The organism is Nitrosomonas sp. JL21, assembly GCF_009833095.1.
Taxonomy (GTDB): domain Bacteria; phylum Pseudomonadota; class Gammaproteobacteria; order Burkholderiales; family Nitrosomonadaceae; genus Nitrosomonas.
In genome coordinates, this window is sequence record NZ_QRCB01000003.1 from 57,510 (window position 1) to 78,445 (window position 20,936).

The 20,936-nt window shown below is 48.9% G+C and carries 20 protein-coding genes; 11 read left to right on the top strand and 9 right to left on the bottom strand.

Annotated elements, in window-relative coordinates; all coding sequences use genetic code 11:
* Positions 1–15 precede the first annotated feature (15 nt).
* The 3 genes from ABF87_RS02170 (at position 16) to ABF87_RS02180 (ending at position 4,289) form a co-directional block, all read left to right on the top strand.
* The gene (locus ABF87_RS02170) at positions 16–801 is read left to right on the top strand and encodes a glycosyltransferase family 2 protein (protein ID WP_160827495.1); all 786 of its coding nucleotides are present in this window, start codon (positions 16–18) and stop codon (positions 799–801) included.
* The gene (locus ABF87_RS02175; protein ID WP_160827496.1) at positions 785–2,143 is read left to right on the top strand and encodes an NAD(P)/FAD-dependent oxidoreductase; all 1,359 of its coding nucleotides are present in this window, start codon (positions 785–787) and stop codon (positions 2,141–2,143) included. Before ABF87_RS02170 ends, ABF87_RS02175 begins: the two co-directional genes overlap by 17 nt.
* A 367-nt stretch (positions 2,144–2,510) precedes the next feature.
* Entirely contained in the window at positions 2,511–4,289 is a 1,779-nt protein-coding gene (locus ABF87_RS02180) for a hypothetical protein (protein WP_160827497.1), read from the top strand.
* Between the two features lie 55 nt (positions 4,290–4,344).
* Here ABF87_RS02180 and ABF87_RS02185 read toward each other — a convergent pair whose 3' ends face one another.
* The 6 genes from ABF87_RS02185 to thiS all read right to left on the bottom strand — a co-directional run bounded on the left by ABF87_RS02185 (position 4,345) and on the right by thiS (position 9,242).
* Positions 4,345–5,619 carry a porin gene (locus tag ABF87_RS02185; RefSeq protein ID WP_160827498.1) on the bottom strand — a complete coding sequence of 425 codons (1,275 nt, stop codon included), beginning with the start codon at positions 5,617–5,619 and terminating at the stop codon, positions 4,345–4,347.
* Between the two features lie 77 nt (positions 5,620–5,696).
* A complete protein-coding gene (locus tag ABF87_RS02190) occupies positions 5,697–6,218 on the bottom strand; it encodes a DUF3617 domain-containing protein (RefSeq protein ID WP_160827499.1) in 522 nt (173 codons plus the stop codon).
* A gap of 113 nt (positions 6,219–6,331) precedes the next feature.
* The gene (locus ABF87_RS02195; RefSeq protein ID WP_160827500.1) at positions 6,332–7,315 is read right to left on the bottom strand and encodes a sulfite exporter TauE/SafE family protein; all 984 of its coding nucleotides are present in this window, start codon (positions 7,313–7,315) and stop codon (positions 6,332–6,334) included.
* A gap of 172 nt (positions 7,316–7,487) precedes the next feature.
* Entirely contained in the window at positions 7,488–8,159 is a 672-nt protein-coding gene (gene trmB, locus ABF87_RS02200) for a tRNA (guanosine(46)-N7)-methyltransferase TrmB (protein ID WP_160827501.1), read from the bottom strand.
* Between the two features lie 26 nt (positions 8,160–8,185).
* Complete coding sequence (locus tag ABF87_RS02205; protein WP_160827502.1) at positions 8,186–8,995, bottom strand: thiazole synthase; 810 nt, start codon at positions 8,993–8,995, stop codon at positions 8,186–8,188.
* A gap of 43 nt (positions 8,996–9,038) precedes the next feature.
* Positions 9,039–9,242: a sulfur carrier protein ThiS gene (gene thiS / locus ABF87_RS02210; RefSeq protein ID WP_160827503.1), complete on the bottom strand. Its 204-nt coding sequence runs from the start codon at positions 9,240–9,242 to the stop codon at positions 9,039–9,041.
* A gap of 389 nt (positions 9,243–9,631) precedes the next feature.
* Between thiS and ABF87_RS02215 the strand changes: the two genes are divergently transcribed.
* On the top strand, positions 9,632–10,591 hold the full coding sequence (locus tag ABF87_RS02215) for a hypothetical protein (RefSeq protein ID WP_160827504.1): 960 nt from the start codon (positions 9,632–9,634) through the stop codon (positions 10,589–10,591).
* 10 nt (positions 10,592–10,601) lie between these two features.
* On the opposite strand, the gene ABF87_RS02220 is transcribed toward ABF87_RS02215, so the two are convergent.
* Positions 10,602–11,531 carry a LysR family transcriptional regulator gene (locus ABF87_RS02220; protein WP_160827505.1) on the bottom strand — a complete coding sequence of 310 codons (930 nt, stop codon included), beginning with the start codon at positions 11,529–11,531 and terminating at the stop codon, positions 10,602–10,604.
* A 126-nt stretch (positions 11,532–11,657) separates the two neighbouring features.
* Between ABF87_RS02220 and ABF87_RS02225 the strand changes: the two genes are divergently transcribed.
* From ABF87_RS02225 to ABF87_RS02250, 6 genes are all read left to right on the top strand, one after another.
* A complete protein-coding gene (locus ABF87_RS02225; protein WP_160827506.1) occupies positions 11,658–12,524 on the top strand; it encodes a pirin family protein in 867 nt (288 codons plus the stop codon).
* A 34-nt stretch (positions 12,525–12,558) separates the two neighbouring features.
* Positions 12,559–12,939, top strand: coding sequence for a DoxX family protein (locus tag ABF87_RS02230; RefSeq protein ID WP_160827507.1), 381 nt, complete (start codon positions 12,559–12,561; stop codon positions 12,937–12,939).
* A 164-nt stretch (positions 12,940–13,103) separates the two neighbouring features.
* Positions 13,104–13,493 carry a succinate dehydrogenase, cytochrome b556 subunit gene (gene sdhC / locus ABF87_RS02235; RefSeq protein ID WP_160827508.1) on the top strand — a complete coding sequence of 130 codons (390 nt, stop codon included), beginning with the start codon at positions 13,104–13,106 and terminating at the stop codon, positions 13,491–13,493.
* Positions 13,487–13,840, top strand: coding sequence for a succinate dehydrogenase, hydrophobic membrane anchor protein (gene sdhD / locus ABF87_RS02240; RefSeq protein WP_160827509.1), 354 nt, complete (start codon positions 13,487–13,489; stop codon positions 13,838–13,840). The genes sdhC and sdhD overlap by 7 nt, the downstream gene beginning before the upstream one ends.
* A 1-nt stretch (position 13,841) precedes the next feature.
* Complete coding sequence (gene sdhA / locus ABF87_RS02245) at positions 13,842–15,605, top strand: succinate dehydrogenase flavoprotein subunit (protein WP_160827510.1); 1,764 nt, start codon at positions 13,842–13,844, stop codon at positions 15,603–15,605.
* Positions 15,606–15,787: 182 nt separating this feature from the next.
* The gene (locus ABF87_RS02250; protein ID WP_160827511.1) at positions 15,788–16,420 is read left to right on the top strand and encodes a TIGR04211 family SH3 domain-containing protein; all 633 of its coding nucleotides are present in this window, start codon (positions 15,788–15,790) and stop codon (positions 16,418–16,420) included.
* A gap of 61 nt (positions 16,421–16,481) precedes the next feature.
* Here the strand turns inward: ABF87_RS02250 and ABF87_RS02255 are convergent, their stop codons facing one another.
* Together ABF87_RS02255 and ABF87_RS02260 are read right to left on the bottom strand one after the other, a co-directional pair.
* Positions 16,482–17,126 carry a response regulator transcription factor gene (locus ABF87_RS02255; protein ID WP_160827512.1) on the bottom strand — a complete coding sequence of 215 codons (645 nt, stop codon included), beginning with the start codon at positions 17,124–17,126 and terminating at the stop codon, positions 16,482–16,484.
* A 3-nt stretch (positions 17,127–17,129) separates the two neighbouring features.
* Entirely contained in the window at positions 17,130–18,269 is a 1,140-nt protein-coding gene (locus tag ABF87_RS02260; RefSeq protein WP_160827513.1) for an ATP-binding protein, read from the bottom strand.
* Positions 18,270–18,535: 266 nt separating this feature from the next.
* Between ABF87_RS02260 and ABF87_RS02265 the strand changes: the two genes are divergently transcribed.
* Positions 18,536–20,935 (top strand): DNA internalization-related competence protein ComEC/Rec2, encoded by a 2,400-nt coding sequence (locus tag ABF87_RS02265; RefSeq protein WP_240143479.1) that lies wholly within the window; start codon positions 18,536–18,538, stop codon positions 20,933–20,935.
* Position 20,936 lies beyond the last annotated feature (1 nt).

The following is a 20,936-nucleotide window of genomic DNA, read 5'->3' on the forward strand; positions in this document are numbered from 1 at the left end:
CAGTCAGGAGAAAACATGAAAGATAAAAAAATAATTGTAATGTTGCCTGCGTATAATGAAGAAAAAGATCTTCCCGTATTATTGAATCGCATTCAACTTGCACTCGATCCATGGGCAAATTATCGTATTCTGGTCGTCGATGATGGTTCTCGAGATCAAACGGCGCAGATAGTACGCGATGCGGGCAGGAAAATGCCGGTCGAACTGATCCAGCATCCCCAGAATATGGGCCTTGGAGCGGCCATGCGCACTGGATTGAAAGCGGCGGCGCACGACAGTGATATCGTCATTACTTTAGATGCAGATAACTCCCAAGATCCCGAGTTGATAAAAACGATGGTGCAACGACTGAGTGAAGGTTTTGATGTCGTAATTGCATCTCGATTCCAACCCGGTGCACAAGAAATTGGTGTTCCACCGTTCCGGGTCATGTTGAGCCATGTTTCCAGCGCGGGAATCCGAACGATCGTGGGCTATCCAGGAGTGCGAGATTATACCTGCGGTTTCCGTGCTTACCGGGCTGAAACATTACGCAGCTTAATTGATCTGTTTGGCGACAATTTCATACGGGAAAATGGTTTCTCATGTATGTTTGAGTTGTTGCTTAACCTGCGGTCTATCCGTGCGCGTGTGTCCGAGGTGCCGCTTGTACTTCGATACGATCTCAAAGAAGGCGCCAGCAAAATGCGTATTCTGCGCACGATGTGGCGCTATGTGATTACTCTGACGCGAGGTTTGATGCCGCTTTCTTGGCGGGTTACATCACGACATAAAGAAATTCCCGATGACAAAAGACTCTGAGAATAGCGTTGCTGAACCAGCTTCACAGGTTAAGGTCATGAAAGGTGCACTGGATGTTGCGGTCATAGGCGGTGGAATAGGCGGCTTGGTCAGTGCTTATTGGCTTGCAAAAGCAGGTGCGCGCGTGACTGTGTACGAAGCTTCCGATCAACTGGGGGGATTGGGTACTTTTTTCAAGTATCGCGATATTTCTTTGGAACGTTTCTATCATTGCATGCTTCCCAGTGATCGCTATTTACTTGGTGTTCTTCATGAACTGGGGCTCGACGATCAGATTTATTGGAAAGAAACGAGCTTCGGTTTCATGCGGGGTGAACAATTGTATGGATTGAACACCCCGTTGGAGCTATTACGATTCAGCCCGTTGTCACTGATTGATCGGATCCGAGTCGGGCTCACGGGATTATGGGGAAAAATATGCTCACCCAGAGGCTTGGACGATATTACCTGTGTCGAATGGTTAAGTCGTATTTCTGGGCAGCGTGCTTTTGAGATATTCTGGAAACCGATGTTGCAGGCCAAATTTGGCGATCGCTACCACGAAGTTCCGGCGCTGTGGTTCTGGACTCGCTTTAATCGCGAAAAAGGCGGCAAGCGCGAATGCAAGGGCTACATTCACGGAGGATATCGGCGCATCATCGATACCTTGGCCGAATCGATCGAAGCGCTCGGTGGAACCATCAAGTTACAAGCACCGGTAGAAAAAATGGATCTTACCGATGACGGTGCACTCAGTGTGAGTGCAGTGAATGACGGGCCCAAGCGATTTGACCGTGTCGTCGTTACCGCACCTATTTCTTTTTTGCACAAAGCAATGGCAAATGGCCGATTAGCCGATGCGGCGAAGAAAGTGGACACCAAGATTGATATGCAAGGCGTGGTGAATGCCGTTCTGATGCTGCGCCGTGGCTTTACGAAGCACTATTGGGTGGCCACGATTGATGAAGACATTCCGTTTCAAGGCATTGTGGAAAGCACAACATTGCTTGAAAAGTCAGATACCGCAGGCGTGCATTTGTTTTACCTGATGAACTATGTGCACCGCACTGAAGCGCTATTCAATCAGAGCGATGATGAAATCCTTTCTGCATACATTGACGGATTGAAGCGTCTTTTTCCGGATTTCCAGGAAGCCGACGTGATCGATCGTTTTGTGTTTCGAGCGCCTTTTGTTGAACCTCTCTATACCACCGGATATCAGCAGCGCAAGCCGCCGTCGGTTCTGTTGCCAGGCAAGTTATATTTAGCGACGACGGCTCAAGTTTATCCCGATGTGACTTCATGGAACGGAACGGTTGGTTTGGTGCAAAAAGTCGTCGACGACATCCTGCAGGAAAAATAGCCATTCCCGAATTCAGGAGCATCAGAATATCGGGCATCCTCATGAATTCTGAAGAACAATTGTCTTAGAAAATCATCCTGCCTAACTCGGTGCTGCAATAATAACTCGACTCGAGTCGAGGTTTATTTATAAGTGGTGCTGAGGTTATAACACTGCTAAACTTCTCACGGGTCAAAAAATGGCTCTGTTTTCTATCAATTTTCTCGAACTGCTTTGTTGATCAGACCATTGCAATGATGCTGGTTTTATAACTATGTTTCTTAAGCACAAATGTTTGATTTTGTGATAACTATCAGAATTCATGAGGATTATATTTTATTAATCGAATAAGAAGAAATCGTTCGCTACGAGCAGGGAGAAGATTGCGTTGAATTTTAATTCGAGCAATACGGAAAAGTTACAAAAAATTGCGGCAGGGGAGTTCCGCAAAAAAATCCTGGTTTTACCCATCATCTTTCTCATTGCGTTGTTGTGTCATAGTAATCTGGTTCCTCTTGAAGAAACGCATTGGGATGCCCCCATTTATGTTTTGCTTTCCAAATTTGCTGCTGAGACCGATTTGCTGGCGCAGTATCACCAGCAGGCTCAGGATATTCAGCTTGGCCCCGGGGATAATGCGCACTGGTATTTTACTCGTATCGGTCATGTGTTGTTGCTGGGCGAAGTTGTCAAGCTATTCGGTAATGATGAGAATGCACTGATGGCCATGCAATGGCTATACCGGTTTTTGATGGCGCTCAGTGTTCCTCTGTGTATCGTTCTGGCTAAGCAGCTAGGCGTGTTATTGCGAGCCAAGCAGCCTGATTTCACGTGGTGGACCGCTTCATTGATCGCTGCACTGAGCTATGTCGCTTCAGATGGGTTCCGAGGACTTCAAGGTCACCTGACCAGTGAACCACCGGCCTTTCTGGCCATGGTGTTGTTTGCCTGGGTTTTATCTCGCGCGATTGAGAAAACTTCTCTAGCCTATGGCGCTTTTGCGGGCGTTCTATTGTTTTTATTATTTTTCATTCGCATCGATGCAGTTCTGCCAGGATTGATCTTTTTGCTGGTAATGTTCGTGATGGTCTGGAGAGCAAAAAAATTTGCTGCCATTCCCAGCATGCTACTGGCAGGCATGGTTTCATTGACGCTGTACTTGCTCTACGCCTGGTGGTTTTTCCCCTTGGTCAACCCGTCAACCTTGTTGAAGTTTTCTGCGGAAGCGAAAGAAATGTTTCCCGGTCTTATGACGAAGGGCTTATTCGCCATTATGATCGCAGGCGGTCTCTTATGGATAGGAGCAGGCGCTTGTTTAATGATGCCTAGATTGTGGCGCGATCCGCTCATCATTTTTGCAGTGAGCTGGCTTGTATTGTCATTATTGCCGATGTTGATCGATAGTGTTCATGGCCGCTCGATTCAGGCACGCATGGCTTTTTTCATTGCAGCGCCATTGTTGATTCTTGCCACAGAGGGCTGGCGTCAGATTTTGCGACAACTTGTAGAATATAGGAAGATCAATACCTTAGTGGTGGCTATAGTATTGCTGATTATACTGGCATTGATTCCACATGCTTTCTTCAGACAGGAATCCAGAGATTTCGTAGTCAACCATTTGCCATCTGAAATGCAGAAATATTTTTTTATTTCGCTACCAGAAAACGAGGTGAGCAAACTCTCTCAATACGCTGAAGATGCGAGGCTCGGTTTGATGGTTAGACCTTTATTTGAACGATGGACCCTGGAATATTCGAAAGCTCAACAATTGGCGGAATATCTGTATTCTCCAAGTCGATCGGTATATTTGATATGGCCTACAGAAAAATCGCCAGGTCAGCATTCATTGCAGAATTACATCAGACTCATACGATTTTTTGGGCGCCCTTATCCAGAAAATACCCATCTGTCACTCAACCAACTTCCCAATACCGTCGATGATGAACCATGTGCATATCAATGGCCTACTGAATTGGAACCGGTCGTCTTCTGTTCAAAAATTGATTCTTCTCATTTGAAAGAATTAAACAATGAAAAGATTGAGGTATTCGTTTTGAGTGCTGATGACTACCCAATGCCGGAAATTCCCGCAGCGGAGCTCAGCGCCGTATGGTCAGCTCGACCATTCATGCTCTATCGTGTTGCTGACAAATCAACGCATTTTTGAAGCTGCACATCGGATTTTTCTTTTGTAAATACTGCTCAATACTTTTGAAGCATCTTCAGAAATTGATCTGCGTTCGGAACGACAGCGCCGATAAATGATCCTTATGGGAAGGCGCACCTAACCCTGACGTTCCCAGCATGGCCTCAGAAATGTAATAGTTCAGCATGAAACGGACATTCGGAGTGGGATACCAATTGACGCCGAAGGTGATCACTTGGACTTGGCACTTCGATGTGCTTGTCCGGCACGGATCTGCAATCAGGCTTTGCTGTAAGTTTTCTGCAAAATCATAGCGTCCTGCAAGCTCAAGAGCACCCCACTTACGGGTAGGTTTGGGTTTGCCAAAAGCTCCTCGATCTTTCTTGTACACCACATGTTCGCCGGTAACGAACCAGCTGCCCTGCAGATAAAAAGCCTGAATCGTGGAATCCTTGGCTTCTTTACCGACTGAGTGCGTGTGATCCAGCCTTGAAAGCGCATATTCACTTTGTAAGGTAGCTGATCCGATCGAGTAGGCCAGTTCGGCAGAAATGGTCGATTGATTGGGGCTGCCCGATGCAGCTCCGGCGGTACCGAGTGATTGGCTGATACCCTGACGTCCGCCATAGACATCCACAGCCTTTGCGGAAATGGAGTCCTTATTGGCAGTGTCCCTGCTCAGAGACAAACCGAGATGCAGAATATGGCCAGCTTGATCGATCGGTAACCAGACGGCACGGCCACCATAAGAAATTCCTTCAATCGGTAAGCCAAAATGCGAAAGACTCATGACATAGATGCCCAATCCAATGTTGTCCTTGATCAGCGCCCGATAGCCTAAGCCGGTAAGAAATTGCCGTCCACTATAAATTCCAGTGGATGAAGTCGAAGGCCGCTCCATCAGCGTGAGTTCATTGGAACTGGTGATTTCTTCCATACCCCGGTAGGGCTTGAATTGTCCGACTGTAAGTTGACCAGGTCCTAGTTTTGTCGAGACCCAGGCTTCACGCAGACTATGCGGAAACTCGGTGGTGGCGTTGACGGCAAAGTCATTCTCAAATTTGAAATTGACGCCATAGATTTTTCCTGTGAGTGTGGCATAGGTTCTGCGCCAATTAAATCCATCTCGATCGTTGCTACTGAGTAATTGGCTGCCGAATGCAGGATAATCCGCACTGGCTGTATCCGGATACAACGAATGCACATCGAAGTGTCCCCGGCCATTAAGCGCAAATTCGACATTGCCGTCCGTGGATTTTAACTTCAGGCCGCTAAAATTTGCTGCGTAGCACGAGGCAATCGAAAAATAGGCCAGGATGACAGAACTGGAAAATTTGAGACAATATCTCATGCGTCATATATACGTGATGATTTTCTTTGCACGGGTCTCAGTATATGTCAGGCCGCTATCGAAAAAGCTCGATCACTTCACTGTGACGGAATGACCGCGGTGCAATGCTCACCAATCCAATGTCCTTGCACGGTTGCGTGAACAGGAACTGGAGTGCCCTCGATGATGCTGTCCAACTCAGTGCTTCCTTCAAAACGATGGGGATTGATAAAGGTGCCTTCTGCAACGCCATTTCCTTTGAAACGCTTGTTGTTGCAGACCAGATCCAGTTTGTAGCGATTGCCCGTCCGGGTGGCATTTTGAACGGTGCAGCCGGAGTGATTCTCGTAAAAATAGGTGGGTATCTCCTGCTGCGCCATTTCTTCGGTGATGCACAACTTGGATACGACCGCGCCATTTTCGACCTTCGGCAGTTTAACGCCGTAGCGCTTGGCCAGCGCATTCAATTGCTGCATCTGGTCAGAAGGAATATGTGGCACGAAAGCCAGCAGTTCGGATTGCGTGGAGATTTCCCATAACCCGGAGCGGATATGATGATCTGCAACGCTTGCGGTCGTGATTGCCAAACCGATCAGTATGGAAATAAAGCGTATGAACATGAGGCTCCTGTCGTCAATCTTGCAAACGGTTCGTGAGAACCGCTAAATGTGAGCCAGTTTAACGAATGACAGGCAAAATTCCCAACAATTTTGGAATGTGCCGTTCTGATGCTTTACAGCAAAGGCATGAGTGCCTTGTAGAGGTTATATCCGCTGATCGTGGTAATCAGAACACCCACCAGTATCAGCAAGGTGCGGGCATGGAATTTCTGGCATAAGTAGGCCGCAAACGGTGCTGCAAATAGGCCGCCGAATACCAGCCCGAGAATCAACGGCCAAGTATCGGTTTCCATCAATAACGCAAATACCGCCGCGCTGGTCAGGGTCAGGAAGAATTCTGCAAAGTTGACCGAACCGATCGTGGTGCGTGGATCATTTCCGGTGCCCACCAGCGTAGTGGTCACGATCGGCCCCCAGCCACCACCGCCGGCTGCATCCATGAATCCGCCAAAACAAGCGAGCTTGCCGACATGCCTGGGTGCATTTTTGCGGATGTTCAACTGGCGGAATGCCTTGCTGAGGATGTAAATGCCCAGCAAAATCAGATAACCGGAAATGAACGGCTTGAATGCGGCGCTATCGATATGTGTAACGAGAATCGCCCCCAAAATGCCGCCCAGCATGCCTGGAACCAATAGGCGCGTGAATAGCTGTTTGTCGACATTGCCGAATTTTGCATGGGCAATGCCTGAAACGCCGGTCGTGAAAATTTCGGCGATATGTACGCTGGCGCTGGCTGCGGCTGGTGTTGCGCCGGAAGCCAATAGGAATGTCGTGGCTGTTACGCCGTACGCCATGCCCAGCGCACCGTCGACCACTTGAGCCAGAAAACCGACCGCTACTGCACTCCAGAATATTCTGCTATCGAGGGTGTCATTGATGATTTGCCAACTATCGTTCAAATCCTGTGCCAGGAAAAAACGGGCAACCAAGAAACCTACCAGCAGAATCAACACGATGACAGCGAACCATACTGCTGCTTTCAGAAACGGATGCGCATCGAGATGAGAAACCGTATCTTCGACCGGCGGCAGTCCAAGTTGTTGATGTTCTTCATTGACGGAATTGGTGGTCAGATCGAGATTGCGCAGTTTCATGGTCTATGCTGGAGCTATTCAAAATTCCCGAAATATAATCGAACTAAGGTCCGATGGGAAATAATATTTGACGATAAGCTTATATGTTTTTGTGAATAACAGGGTTATCTCCATAGGTAAGTCTATTTCTGTTGGCAAACTAAGCATGGCAATGGCTGGATCAATGATTCGCTTAATCCGAAGTTTTGCGAAAAATCAAATCCCAGACACCATGCCCAAGTTTCAGCCCGCGCTGCTCGAACTTAGTGAGCGGCCGATAGTCGGGGCGTGATGCATAATCTGCCGCAGTATTGGTCAATCCGGACTCCTGGCTGAGCACCTGCAATATTTGAATGGCATAATCTTCCCAGTCAGTCGCAGCATGAAGATAGCCCCCCGTTTTCAAGCGCTGGCACAAGCTCGCGATCAGCGCAGGCTGGATCAAGCGGCGTTTATGGTGCCGGGCTTTCGGCCAGGGATCCGGAAAAAAGATGTGAATGCCGCTAAGGCTCTCCACAGCCAGCATGTGCTGAATCACCGCCACGGCATCATGCTGAATGATACGCAGATTCGTCAACCCAAGCGAGTCGATGCGGTTGAGCAGACTGCCAACGCCAGGCGTATGCACTTCGATGCCCAGATAATCGATGTCGGGATGCGCCTGAGCAATAGCTGCGGTGCTTTCTCCCATGCCGAATCCGATTTCGAGGATTTTGGGTGCCTGGCGTCCGAATACTTGATCGAGATCGAGCAGATGTTCACTGAAAGGTATGCCATAGCGCGGCAGCAAGGTTTCGCAGGCGCGTTGCTGCGCGTTGGACAAGCGTCCTTGGCGAAGCACGAAACTGCGGATGGCCTGATGCATGGGAAAAGTTGCCGAAGCGCGGCTTCCTATGCGGAACGGGGTGCGCCGGTTTGCGCGGGAGTGATGATGCCTTCGGTCGGAGAACTCGGGCTGGCGCTGTACAGTTTCTTCGCCATGCGTCCTGCCAGATAAGCTTCGCGCCCGGCCTCGACCGCTTTGCGCATCGCGGAGGCCATCAGCACCGGATTGGTTGCCGCGGCAATCGCGGTGTTCATGAGCACGCCGTCGCAGCCCAATTCCATCGCGATAGTCGCATCCGATGCCGTTCCCACGCCGGCATCGACCAGCACCGGAATACTGGCGTTATCGATGATGATCTGCAGATTCCATGGATTCAAAATACCCATGCCGGAACCGATCAACGACGCCAGCGGCATCACGGCGACGCAGCCCATATCTTCGAGCTGCTTCGCGATGATCGGATCATCCGAGGTGTACACCATCACCTGGAAATCTTCCTTGATCAGGATTTCCGCCGCTTTCAGGGTTTCCACCATGTTCGGATACAACGTTTTCGGATCGCCCAGCACTTCCAGCTTGACCAGGCTGTGGCCGTCGAGCAATTCCCGCGCCAGGCGCAATGTGCGCACCGCATCGTCGACGGTATAGCAACCGGCGGTATTCGGTAATAGCGTGTATTTGGAAGGCGGCAATACATCCAGTAGATTCGGTTCACCGGCATTCTGGCCGATATTGGTGCGCCGGATCGCCACCGTGATAATTTCCGCGCCGCTCATTTCCACGGCCGCGCGCGTTTCGTCAAAATCCTTGTATTTACCTGTGCCGACCAATAAGCGCGACGTATAGGTTTTACCGGCAATGACTAAGTTGTCCATGAGATTGTGTTACGTTAAGGGTTATTGAATGAATTCGCGGGAATCAGCCGCCGCCAACCGCGACGACCACTTCCAATTGATCGCCATGCGCCAGCATTTGTTCCGAAAATAGGCTGCGCGGAACGATCTCGCCGTTGCGTTCAATCGCGATGCGCTTGCCGTGCAAATCAAGGAGATCGATGAGCTGCGCAACATTGATCGCTGATTCGAATTGCTGCGGTTGTCCGTTGATGGTGAGTTGTATCATGTGTGAAGCTGGGGGTGAAATATGAGATTAATTTGATGAGCCATCAAAATTTGGCGTAAATTTTAGCATGAGGTGAGTTGGGTGATTAGAATAATTTATTAATCGTATAGTTATTGAGAAAGCGGTGTGAATTGTTCGTTGAGCAAGTCAAGCCCAAGGTGGTCGAAACGCAGAAAACAAAATCTTTCTAGCAATAGAAGGGTTTCCAAATATTAATTAACACAGCAATCTGGAGGTAACAAATCAGCGCTTTCTTTGTTTAAGTTTATAGTAAACAATAACAATAGAATAAGATGCGAAATAAAAATGTACGATTTTCTGAAAATTTATATGGCATGTCATATCAATTAATTACGTTAAATTTCGTAGTCATCAAATAATTCTGTTCCATGTCAATTCAAGGATTGATTAAAAATATTAATCAGCTTATTAAGTCGGTGCGAAACCATATCAATACGCATCGATACCAAGCTATTTTATTAGAAAATTCAAATAACTGGAATCAAATATGCAGTTCCCTTGATGTTGTGGGCGACTCACTATTAGCTATTCAGTCATATCATGAGAGAACGTACCCTGAAGATTTTGGATTAAAATATATCTACACATATGGCGTGCTACAAGCGCTATTCCTAATGCAAGATGCGACACGCCATCTGTCAGAGGCTTTTGCGATTACATATCGACCGTCGCAAGCACTTTTAGAAATTCGTAATATGAGAAACGCGGCGATCGGGCATCCGACAAAGCAAGATCACAAGGGGCAAAGGTATTATAATTATATTTCCCGAATTTCTATGACTAAAAATGGTTTTGATCTACTTCGCCATTCTCGCCCGGGGCAATATGACGTTGTGAAAGTAGAGTTGATAGTAGCTATTACTGATCAATTGAAAGAATTAATCGATTCATTTCAGAAAATTGTTTCTAAGCTTGAAGAAACAGATCAAATGCACAAAGAAAAATTCCAGAACAGTTCACTCGAGAGTATCTTTCATTCTGCAATGGGGTATTTATTCGAAAAGATCGGTCAGGGTATTCACTCATATTCTTATGGAGACCGTGAATTTGGTCATAGGAATGTTCTATCGGTACGAGACACTTATGAAAAATTTAAGGTTGCCCTTAAGAATCGCAATGAACTCAACAGCTACACTGAATATGATCTTAATGAGTTTTTTCATGCGTTAAATAAATTAGATGGCTATTTGAGTGGTGTAGATCACTCCATGGAGGAAGCTGATGCGCGCATTTATCTTTCATACCTTCGGCATGAGCACGATCATTTCGTTCAGATTGCCAAAGAAATTGATGAAGACTATCGAGCAATCATGCGTGATTCGAGTTAATCTAAATTTCTTACGTGTTTTTTGCATTCTCCAAACACCCATCCCAATAAGGCCCTCCCTCAAACCGCTTCACCAAAAACTCCACAAACGCTCTGACGCGTTGCGAGAGGTGCCGGGTTTGGGGGTAGATGGCATATGCTGCCAACGGTGAATAGCGGTAGCTCGTCAGTAGCGGCAGCAGTGCACCGCTTTCAATGTCCCGATAGACGATGAAGGTCGGCAGCAGCACGATGCCTTGGCCGTCGGCGGCGGCGTCGCGCAGGAATTCGCCGTTGCTGGCTTTCAGGTAGGGCGTGATGCGGGTTTTGATGAGCTGGCCGGTGGCATCGAATATATTCCAGTTTTCCAAATTGCTGATCAGGTTATACACCAGGCAGCGATGATGGATCAGTTCGTCCGGCGATTGCGGAGTGCCCATGCGCTCGAGGTAAGCCGGGCTGGCGCACAGGACGGTCTGGATCGGCGCGAGGCGGCGTGCGATCAAGCTGGAATCCGGCAAACTGGCGATACGGATCGCGAGATCGAACCCTTCCGCCAGCAAATCGACCTGGCGGTCGTTGAAGTCCAGATCGAATGCGATATCCGGGTTAGCTTGCAGAAACTCATTGATCGCGGGCCCGAGATGCATCAAGCCAAAACTCAGCGGCAATGCCACTTTTAAATTGCCTTTGAGTGCGCCATGAAATTGTGACGTCGCATGCTCGGCTTCGAGTATGTCGGCAAGAATTCGTGCGGCTTGCTGATAAAACGCGCGTCCGCTATCGGTCAGGTTCATTTGCCGGGTCGTGCGGTGAAATAATTCAACGCCGAGATGTTGCTCCAACTCCTTCAAGCGCCGGCTGATTACTGATTTTGCAATGTTCATGCGATCGGCTGCGGCGCTGATGCCGCCTGCTTCGACAACGCGCACGAAGGCGTTCATATTCTCAAAACGATCCATCAGATGTCTTCCATTGTTGTTTTTATCAGAACAATCATTTCTTATTATCAGTGTTTATTCTTATTCCAGCAACGATGATAATACTGTCACGCAACTGAACAATCATTCAACAACAAGGAGACGACAATGGATACCGTAGCGAATTCTGTCCGGATCATTCCGGCAATCGCCGTGCCGGAAGGCGCCGGCGTGACCGTGCATCGCACGATCGGCACGCCTGTTCTGCGCGAGTACGACCCGTTTTTATTATTGGATCATATCAGCAGCGATAAACCGGAAGATTATTTGGCGGGTTTTCCGTCTCATCCGCACCGTGGCTTCAGCACGTTTACCTACATGATCGACGGTCATATGGAACATCAGGACAGCATGGGCAATCGCGGCGATTTGGGGCCTGGTTCCGCGCAATGGATGAAAGCGGCGAGCGGCGTCATCCATTCTGAAATGCCGAAACAGAAAAACGGCTTGATGCGTGGATTCCAGCTTTGGATCAATCTGTCGGCAGCGCATAAGATGGATCAGCCGGAATATCAGGAATATTCGGCGGAAGCTTTTCCAGTGATCCGCACTGAGGATTATGCGCTTAAAGTATTAATCGGTCGCTTTAGCAATACGGCCGCGCCGATCGTGGATGATCTGACCAATGTTTGCTACTACGATGTGCAAGTAAATCCCGGCAGACATTTCCGGCACCGCATTCCGGCGGGGCACCACGGTGTCATCTATGTGTTTGAAGGTTCCGGACAATTGGATCGACAACGATTGCCGCAACATTCGCTAGCGATCGTGGATGCGGATAACGGTGAGCTTGATGTTGTCGCTGGACAACAAGGAGTGCGCATGCTGGTCATCAGCGGCAAGCCATTGCATGAAGCCGTCGTACGCTATGGCCCGTTTGTAATGAATACCCGGGAACAAATCGATCAGGCGATGCGCGATTTTCAATCCAACAATTTTGTGCGCGATCGCGCCTGGATTAAGCGCAGTGAGTAAGTCAACACATCAATAACAGTTATAGGAGATTCTCATGGGAAAAATCAGTCAATTCATGGCACGGGTATTTTTGGGGCAGATTTTCTTGCTGTCCGGTTTTTTCAAAATGGTTGGTTACGAAGCAATACAAGGGTATATGGAGGCGATGGGTGTGCCGGGCATGCTGTTGCCGCTGGTGATTGCGATCGAGATCGGCGGCGGCGTGGCGATCGTGGTCGGCTGGCATGCCCGCTTGACCGCCATCGCGCTGGCAGTATTCACGGTTGTGGCCGGGGTAATCTTTCACAGCAATTTTGCCGATCAAATGCAGATGATCATGTTCATGAAAAATATTGCGATCACCGGCGGACTCATGCTGCTGGCGGTTCATAGCCCTGGCAATTACAGTCTGGATGGCTTTCGCAGTCAACCTTAGCGGATTGAAGAACTTGTCCCGCATAACATCCTGTTCCTGACGCCGGGATTTATGCGGGATCGAGTTTTGGCTTGTGTCATGCGGCATAACAGACTACACTTGGTTTCGATATTTAGCGTTTAAGCTGAGTTTTGTTGCTGAATTTTCTGTTTAGAATCTCCCGCATGGAAACAAAATTGCATAATCAACGCCCCAAACATCTGAATTTATTCAAAATCAAACAGCCATTGCCGGCTGTGGTTTCAATCTTGCACCGGATCAGCGGTGTATTGCTGTTTTTCCCCGGTATTCCCTTGTTGCTATACAGTTTGCAGATGGCGCTGCAATCACAGCAGAGTTTTGAAGCTTTGCAAACCTGCTTGAGCGAACCTATGATCAAGGTAATGCTGCTAATTTCGCTGTGGTTCTTTCTGCATCATGTGTGTGCCGGAATCCGCCATGTGTTGCTGGATTTGCAGATAGGAATAGCCTTGCCGCAGGCGCGATTGGGCAGCCGATTGGTATTGATCGGCGGAGTTATGTTAACCCTGTTGGCTGCGGCAGTGATATGGTAAGACGATCAGGGCTGGCGGTAACAGGCGCTCATTACGGCTTGAAAGACTGGCTGGCGCAGCGGGTGACCGCTGTGCTGATGGTGATCTACCTGGTCATGCTGGCTTGTGCGATCTATTTTGCTGCTCCGCAGGATTTCTCCGACTGGAAAACCCTCTTCAGTCATCAATGGTTCCGGATTGCGACGTTTGTATTCCTCATTTGTTTGCTCTGGCACGCGTGGGTCGGCATGCGCAATGTGCTGATGGATTACATGCACGCTATTCAACTTCGTTTGCTGGCACAGATTACGGTAATTGTTGCTTTAGTGGGCTATCTCGTATGGACTGCTGACATTTTGTGGGGTTGACGTGGCCATAACCAAAAGAAAATTTGATGTTGTCATCGTGGGAGCGGGCGGCGCCGGCATGCGCGCGGCGCTGCAATTATCCGAGGCAGGATTGAAAGTCGCAGTATTATCCAAAGTTTTTCCGACCCGTTCACATACGGTTTCCGCACAGGGCGGGATCGCTGCGGCCTTAGGCAACGTGACTGAAGATAATTGGCACTGGCACATGTATGACACGGTCAAGGGATCGGATTACCTGGGTGATCAGGACGCCATCGAATTCATGTGCCGTCATGCCAACGAAGTCGTGTACGAGCTGGAGCATTTCGGCATGCCATTTGACCGGTTGGAGAATGGCAAAATTTATCAGCGTCCGTTTGGCGGACAATCGCAAAATTTCGGCGGCGCCCAGGCCACCCGCTCCTGCGCTGCGGCGGACCGTACCGGTCATGCTTTGCTGCATACGCTTTATCAACGGAACGTGAGCGCCAACACGCAATTCTTTGTTGAGTGGATGGCGCTGGATCTCATCCGCGATGAGCAAGGCGATGTGCTGGGCATCACGGCTTTGGAAATGGAAACGGGCGAAGTTCTGATTCTGCAGGCGCGAGCAACGCTGTTTGCCACTGGCGGCGGTGGTAGGATTTTTCAGGCCAGCACCAACGCGCTGATCAATACGGGAGATGGGTTGGGGATCGCTGCGCGCGCCGGAATTCCGCTGGAAGATATGGAGTTCTGGCAATTTCATCCGACCGGCGTGTATGGCGTAGGGGTTTTGATCAGTGAAGCGGTGCGCGGAGAAGGCGGCTATCTGTTGAACAAGGATGGCGAACGCTTCATGGAACGCTATGCGCCGAATGCGAAGGATTTGGCCAGCCGCGATGTGGTTGCCCGCGCGATGACGACGGAAGTGAAGGAAGGACGAGGCTGTGGCTCAGAAAACGACCATTTGCTGCTGAAATTGGATCATCTGGGGGCGGAAATCATCAAAACGCGCTTGCCGGGCATACGCGAACTGGCCATCAAGTTTGCGCACGTCGATCCCATCAATGAGCCCATTCCGGTGGTGCCGACCGCGCACTACATGATGGGCGGCATTCCTACCAATTATTTTGGCCAGGTGGTGGCGCCGTATAAAACCGGCCCGGAAGAGATCGTGTCGGGTTTTTATGCGGTGGGCGAGTGCGCGTGCGTATCGGTGCACGGCGCTAACCGTCTCGGCACCAATTCTCTGCTGGATCTGGTGGTATTCGGCCGTGCCGCCGCCAATCAGATCATCGAAGACTTAAAAACAAAACCGCATCATAAATTATTGCCTGACGATGCGGCCGACAAGACCATGAGTCGGCTTGAACGGTTGGAACAGCAGAAGGATGGGGAAAATGTCGCCGAAGTGGGCGCTGCTTTGGCCAAGACCATGCAGACTTACTGTGGTGTTTTTCGTTTCGAGGATATGCTGCTCCAGGGAGTAGAAAAAATACTGGAGATCGGTCAGCGCATCGGTCAAACGGAAATCAAGGATAAGAGCAAGGTATTCAATACCGCCAGAATTGAAGCGTTGGAGCTGGACAATCTCAAGGAAGTTGCCACCGCCACGATGATTTCTGCCGAAGCCAGGCGCGAGAGCCGCGGTGCGCATGCGCGCAACGATTTCCCGGAACGCGATGATGTCAAATGGTTAAAGCATACTTTATTCTTTAGTGAAAATAATCGATTGGACTATAAGCCGGTACGCTTGAAACCGATTACGGTAGAGTCCTTTCCGCCCAAAGCCAGAACATATTAACACCACATCATTTTTCTGGTTTTCTAAGGTAATGCGTGAAAAACGCAATCTGATTAAGTGCGAGCTTAGCCGCTTTTCCTAAGCGTTCCTGAGTCATTTCTTAGTTAATACTGAATCGTGAGTTGATGAAAACTATGAAAAAATGCAGTTACTGTAGGTTATTGGTGTGGCTTGTCGTCGGAATGTCGTTTTCTACGCTGATTCAAGCCGAGACACGTTATGTATCCGATGAAATTGAAGCCACACTACGCACGGGTCCCAGTCTCAGTCATGCCATTCAACGCATGCTGAAAAGTGGAGCAGCATTGGAAATTCTGGAAGTGAACGCTGAGAATGGTTATTCGCGTGTGAAAACTTCAGGCGGTACGGAAGGCTGGATATTGAGCAGATACCTGATGCCAGAACCGCCTGCTCGATCACAGGTTGAGAAAATTGCCAAACAGATCACCGATGCTGCGCCTGATGGCTCGGTTCGGGCGCAATTAACGGCCATCAAAGATCAATTCGAGAAAACCAGCAAACGAGTGGCTTTTCTGGAAAGTGAAAACAAGCGTCTCGAAGAACAGCTTGGGTCCATCAAAAAAACGTCTGCCAATATTCTGCAAATTGATGATGAGAATAAAAAATTGCACCAAAAACTGGCTGCGACTGAGGAACGCCTGACAACTCTGCAGCTAGAAAATCATGAGCTTGGAGATAAGAGCCAGAAAGACTGGTTTATCATGGGTGCCCTGGTGTTGTCCGGAGGCATACTGCTCGGTTTGATCCTTCCGCTATTCACCCGCAAGAGGCGCTCCCGATACGATAGCTTTTGAGACGTCGCCCCGAACCGAAACAATCTGCTGGAAATACTTGTAGATCTTCGGTCAGAACCGTCTACTTGATGATATTGTGATTGATGGCCAGGCGTATCAGTTGGGTGGTATTCTGTAAATCCAGCTTTTTCATGAGATTGAGATAATGGACGCTCACTGTTTTGGGACTGATGGATATTTTTTCGGCAATTTCAGTGTTTGAGTTTCCTTCCACGATTAACTTGACGATCTGGAATTCCCGTTTCGTCAATTGATCAAAAGGGTTTTCGTAAGCGTCCTTGCGCGAAATATACACGGCGAGTTCCTGTGCCAGATCTGATTCAATGTACGTTTTTCCGATGCTGACCTGGCGCACTGCATTGATCATTTCTCCGATGCCGCTTTGCTTGCTGATGAAACCCATCGCGCCTGCTTTTAGCGCATGATGAACCATCGTGACATTGTTGAGCATGCTGAAAACGAGGATGCGCGCGGTCGGATCGTGGCCGATGATGCGATGGATGGTTTCGAATCCGCAAATGCCGGGCATATTGAGATCGAGAATGATGACGTTCGGCGTATGCTGCTGCCATAGTTGAAATCCGATTTCACCGTTCTCGGCTTCGCCGACCACTTGCATGTCGGAATTACTTTCAAGCAAACGGCGATAACCGGTACGCACAACAGGATGGTCATCAATCAGGAGGATAGTAATGGATTGTTTCATTATTTAAGCTTTCATTGGTAGTCGTATATCGATTTCTGTTCCTTCATTCGGCGCGCTTCTTACGGTCATACGTCCATCCATGGCAATGACCCGTTCGCGCATTCCAACCAAACCGAGGCCGGTGAATTGCTGATTGGTGTCATACCCTTTACCGTTGTCTTCAATTTTGAGATGCAAGAAATCGGTGCTTGGATTGTCGATCGTCTCTCGGCTTAGGCTGATCTGCGCCCACGTGGCTTCGGCATGCTTGTAAATATTGTTCAGCGCTTCCTGGATGAGGCGGAATAACGTAATGTTATATTGCTCGCCCAGTATTGCAAGCTCCCCTTGTAATTTTAACTCGAGCGTGATTTGAGAATGACGTGAGCACCATTGTTTTTTCAATTCAGATAATGCATCGGGTAATCCCAATGTATCCAGCAGCAAGGGTCGCAACCGGTGCAACATGGTGCGAATGACATGATGCATTTTCTCGGTGCTGCCTTTGATCGCTTCTGCACTGGGGAAAACATTCGAATCTTTGTCCACGATATTGAGAATCACCTCGCTTTCCGCACGAATACCGGTGAGTAACTGACCCATCTCGTCATGTAATTCACGCGCCAGCCTGCGTCGTTCCTTTTCCTGGATACGGAACAGTTCTTTCATCAATTGTCTGTTTTCATTCAAGAGATCTCGATTGAGATTGATCATTTTTCGCAGTTGACTGATGTCGGACATCATCATCCGGCACATATTCTTATCGCTGGAGACCGTACTTTCCAAACGAATGAAACACAATGGGTCGCTGGTGTCTCCAATTTTTAAATCAATCGTGGTTTTACTTGAAGAGTTGAAAACTTCTTGGAGATATTGATTAAAGATTTGGTGATCGATATCCAGGAAACAATCGGTAAATGCCTTGCCGATAAGGAAAGGGCGGGCTTTTCTCAGTAATGCAGCACCCGTCAAGTTGATCGATAGGATATTACCTGAACTGTCCAGCGTCAAATATCCAACGGGAGCGTGATCATAAAGATCTGCATAACGATTGCGCGATTCTTCCAACTCCAATTGCTGATGGTGAAGCTGGCCCGCGAGCAGTTCCACCTTATTATGCATTTCATAGTCGTCCAATCGTCTGTATTTATTGCGTTGATTCATTTTGTCTCCTTTTGCTATTTCAGTAACGACAGGATAATGCAGAGATTTAATATGAATCGGATAATGTCGTTTTGAAATAAAACTCATGTCAGGGTGTGAGGCATGTGTCGAGGTGTGCAGCTCAGGATTTCTTCATTCTCTGTTGGGGGAATTAATCGGGTTTTAGAAAGAATTTTTTCCCCTCTTGATCATTGATTATAAATTGAAGTGTGCTGTCGTGATAATCAAGATCATGCAGGAATTGTCTGATAAGGAAAGTAAAAACTTTGCGTCTTCGGATTAATATCATTGCTTTTGTCATTGGAACCGGCGTGTTGCAATGGCAAGCCGACTTACCCGACATGATGTGGGCATGGAGCTTAGTAGGGTTGGTGATTGGAGTTAAGCTATTGATGCGATTCCAGTCTCTAATTCTGTCGATGCTGAATGATCTGCTGATTGCAGTGCTATGTGCCGGGCTGGGATTTTTCTGGGCAGCGACCGTTGCTCACTGGCGGTTGAGTGATTCGTTGCCGCCACAATGGGAACAGCGGGATATTCAAATAATCGGTGTTGTTGCGAATTTGCCACATCGACATGATCTGAGCGCGCGCTTTTTATTGGATGTCGAGCATGTCATTACCGAAAGTGCGATTGTTCCAAGGCGTATTGTTCTCTCCTGGTATCCTCATAATTCATCCAATCACGATGAAACTATCCCGTCGATGGTCAAAGCGGGTCAACGTTGGCAATTCACGGTACGTCTGAAGCAGCCGCATGGCAATGCTAATCCCCATGGCTTTGACTATGAGGCATGGGCGCTCGAGCGTGATATCCGAGCGACCGGCTACATCCGTTCTTCTGTCGAAAATGAGTTATTGGATACTCTGGTGAATCATCCCCGTTATTGGATTGAACATCTGCGCGAAGCAATCCAGCGGCGATTCGATGAAAAGTTACCTAATCACACCTACGCCGGTGTCTTGAAGGCGTTGGCGGTGGGCGATCAGAATGCAATTCCACGCGATCAGTGGGAAGTATTCATGCGAACGGGAACGATCCATCTAATGGCGATTTCTGGATTGCATATTACGTTGGTTTCAAGTCTGATTTTTATCGCGGTGTATGCGGTATGGCGTTGTTATCCAGGGCTAGTCATGCGCGTGCCCGCCCGCCGGGCGGCGGTGGTTGCCGGATTCATTGCAGCATTCGGGTATGCGGTGTTGTCGGGCCTGGCAATACCTGCGCAAAGGACCTTGTATATGCTGACGGTAGTCGTCATCGCAGTGTGGAGAGGAAAATCGACTTCTCCTGTGACCGTGTTGAGCTGGGCGTTGCTGTGGGTGGTGTTGGTCGATCCGTGGGCAACCTTGGCACCGGGATTCTGGCTCTCATTCGGGGCCATCGCGATCATTATGTGGGTAACTGTCGGAAGAATCGGAAGTTTGCACTGGCTTGTCAATTGGGTGCGGATTCAATGGGCGATTAGCCTGGGATTAATTCCTTTGCTACTGATCATGTTCCAGCAACTTTCCCTGATATCGCCAGTCGCAAATGCCATCGCCATACCCTTGGTCAGTTTCTTGGTCGTTCCCTTGACGTTGCTGGCCACAGTACCGGTATTTGATTTTATGCTGCCGTTTGCTCATGCCGCGATGAGCCTGTTGATGCTCCTAATGCATTGGCTGAGCAGCCTGCCGCAAGCTGTCTGGGAACAACCCGCACCTCCGGCCTGGACGATTCTGATCGCATTAGTGGGCATCGGCTGGATGTTGCTTCCTGGAAGTTTTGGATGGGGATTTTTCTCCGGATTTCCGGCTCGCTGGATTGGGATTACTGCGTTAATTCCGATGCTTCTGGTGCAGTCGCCTCGACCACAAACTGGTGAATTCTGGCTCACGGTGTTGGATGTGGGGCAAGGTTTGGCAGTAGTTGTGCGGACTCGGCATCATACTTTATTGTTTGATACCGGCCCTCGTTTCGGTACGACGGACAGCGGCAAGCAAATCATAGTTCCTTTTCTGCGTGGAGAAGGGATACGGAAGTTGGATGCGCTGATTGTATCGCATGCTGATATGGATCACAGTGGCGGGGCTTTGTCGGTCATGTCAGCCATGCCGGTGCGTACCCTGATTTCATCATTGAATCAGGATCACCCAATCACGTTGGCTACAGGTAAGGATGGAGGAAATTATCCCTGTCGACTCGGCCACACATGGCTTTGGGATGAGGTGCAATTTGAATTGTTGCATTCTTCGGATGTGAAGAGAACACGGAAAACAACGAATGCCAGCAGTTGTGTATTGAAAATTACCTCAGCTCATGGCAGCGCATTGCTACCTTCGGATATTGGCAGCGCTGATGAATCCATGCTCCTGGCAGAAGTAAATGATAAGCTTCCCGCAACAGTTTTGATTGCCCCGCATCATGGCAGCCATACCTCATCGACAAAAGCATTTGTGGAGAAGGTGAATCCTGCGCTGACGGTATTTCCCGTGGGTTATCACAATCGCTATCGACATCCGCGCGATGCGGTACTTTCGCGCTATCACGACATTGGCAGCCAAATACTGCGTACGGATGCAGATGGGGCCATACTGCTGCGCTTCGAAAATAAAGCGTGGTTCGTAGAGAGTTGGAGAAAATCACACCGGCGCTACTGGCACCCTGAAATCAGGCATCGATGAG